Raw genomic sequence first — 1,812 nt, 5'->3', positions numbered from 1 at the left:
CATATTGATACCATTATACCTCAATCATTCTCGATATGAAAGTATGAAATTAACTTTTTGCTAAATGTTTTTAGTTGAGAGTATAACTTTTCAACATTTGTAGTTGCAGGTATAACGGTATCAGTAAGACTATCCGAACTATCTGTATTTCTACTTGCTTTTGGATCAGAACAAATAGCAAATACTCTGTAATCATATTTTGACTGTGCTGTCCACTCAAGCAAGGTTTGATTTAATAATGAAATAGATGGTACTAAAAATAAAACATTACCCGTTCCATTCGTAATAGCTTCTGCTATTTTTAACGCTGTAAAGGTTTTTCCCGTACCACAAGCCATTATCAGCTTTCCACGATCATAGATTTTTAATCCTTCGGTAACATTAAAAATAGCTTCTAATTGATGAGGACGTTCTTTCTTTTTAGTAGCTAATTGCATATCGTCAATTCTTTCAAGAGTAAAACTATCCCAATCAATTCCTGAATCTTTGAGATCCTGAAGACGAATACGAGTTATGGCAGGGGATTGTCCAATAATTGTTTCCTCTGCATTAGATGTCCACTTATCTGTTGTAGATATAATAAGTCTTTCGGAATATCTATGGACTACTCCATTCACCATAAAAGATTTTCCAGAAGCAGATATAAATGTATCCAAGTCAGGTTTAGATACATAATTATTCACATCATAAAACTTACACTGTATAGCAGTATATTCGTCATAACCTTTCCTTTTGGCTACTAAATCTATACCTATATCATTTGTATTTCTATATGGAAACTCACTCCACAACCATATTTCATCATATATTTCCGAGTACAAAGGACTAATGGATAAATACTTCTTTATCAGTCTTTCAAACTTCGTACCCTTTTCTCTTTTGCTATCAGAAGTCGAACTTAAATCAAATAAAAGTTGCTCAAAACTATCTAATTTTTGCACCACATACACAGCTCCTTTCGTAGTATTACACTTTGCCTATCCAATTCAATGTCGGTGTTTTAACTTTCTACGTTTTTGCAAGTGGGACACCGTGTCCCACTTATCCCTTGAAATTATGCTTTCTCATATCTTCTTCAATAAGGTTTTTCAGCAATTCTGTAACACTTATACCTCTTTCAGCCGCATAGTCTTTCCAACGGTCTTTTGTTCCCAACGGCAGATTAAGATGTAAGATTTCACGGCTTGTAGCTAAATATTTCATAGTTTTCTTTTTTGATTTTTCATCGTACATATCACGTTCACCTCAAAAATATTTGATATATACATTATAATCGAAAATAAAGTGACAATCAACTGTAATATTGCACAAGCACACAAGCAAAAATCGTATAGCACTCTATACGATTACAAGGCGTGAATAATGGTATTTTTTTCGCTGATTTATTGACAAATCGTATTCAAGGTGGTATAATATCAGAGTAAATTGAATTAAGTAAACACCAAAAGCCCATCGCCTATCTCTCACAACAGGCGACAGGCTCACTCGTAAAGGTAACCAAATACCGATAACGAATTTACTGATGTCTTGTCAGGCTTTTTCAAGCCTTTTAAGAATATACGTTCAAGTTCTATGTTGCTGTACCTTTGCGAACATAGGGCTTGATTTTTTTGCAATTTTATTTGCTTTTATGTCAAAGTATAGTGTATAATAACTATAATCTGACATAAGAGCAAACACAGAGGTTTTTCAAGGCACTTTTGTGTCTTGCTCTTAACTGAAAATTGAATAGATAACACAAGCGAAAATACAAAGGTTGAGTAGGGTAATAGTTGCACCCGATAGGGTGTCGGTTCATTACCGTGCGACAAT

Annotated in this window: 2 protein-coding genes; both read right to left on the bottom strand. The window is 33.9% G+C overall.

Going from position 1 to position 1,812, the window contains the following annotated elements; all coding sequences use genetic code 11:
• Nucleotides 1-20 precede the first annotated feature (20 nt).
• Nucleotides 21-941, bottom strand: coding sequence for a DEAD/DEAH box helicase family protein (locus ACJROP_RS08305; protein WP_406535002.1), 921 nt, complete (start codon nucleotides 939-941; stop codon nucleotides 21-23).
• Between the two features lie 100 nt (nucleotides 942-1,041).
• On the bottom strand, nucleotides 1,042-1,233 hold the full coding sequence (locus tag ACJROP_RS08300) for a hypothetical protein (protein ID WP_406535001.1): 192 nt from the start codon (nucleotides 1,231-1,233) through the stop codon (nucleotides 1,042-1,044).
• Between the last annotated feature and the right edge of the window lie 579 nt (nucleotides 1,234-1,812).

The sequence above is a fragment of the Methanobrevibacter sp. genome, assembly GCF_045220775.1.
In the GTDB taxonomy this organism is placed as follows: domain Archaea; phylum Methanobacteriota; class Methanobacteria; order Methanobacteriales; family Methanobacteriaceae; genus Methanocatella.
Note: the sequence above shows the minus strand (reverse complement) of the source record. Positions and strands in the feature narration are given on the sequence as shown.

What these genes read in the sequence shown, in the direction of transcription:
- ACJROP_RS08300 (WP_406535001.1), bottom strand. Translation starts at nt 1,233, where the DNA reads ATGTACGATGAAAAATCAAAAAAGAAAACTATGAAATATTTAGCTACA.